Raw genomic sequence first — 248 nt, 5'->3', positions numbered from 1 at the left:
CCGGCATCCAGGCCGACCTGAAATCCATCGCGGCAACCGGCGGCTACGGGATGGCGGTGGTCACCGCCCTCGTTGCCCAGAACACCCGCGGCGTCCGCTCCGTGCACACTCCGCCCGTCGGCTTCCTGCGCGAACAACTGGACGCCGTGAGCGACGACGTCACTATCGACGCCGTGAAGATCGGTATGCTGGGCAGCGCCGGCATCACCCAGGCCGTTGACGCCTGGCTGGCTGAGGTCCGGGTGCCC

1 protein-coding gene is annotated in these 248 nt (G+C 69.4%); it reads left to right on the top strand.

The annotated features are described in order from the left end of the window. The coding region (locus SB754_RS22075) for a bifunctional hydroxymethylpyrimidine kinase/phosphomethylpyrimidine kinase (RefSeq protein WP_410784433.1) at positions 1-248 on the top strand (248 nt) is incomplete at both ends.

It is taken from the genome of Leifsonia sp. SIMBA_070, assembly GCF_046534635.1.
GTDB lineage: Bacteria > Actinomycetota > Actinomycetes > Actinomycetales > Microbacteriaceae > Leifsonia.
Note: the sequence above shows the minus strand (reverse complement) of the source record. Positions and strands in the feature narration are given on the sequence as shown.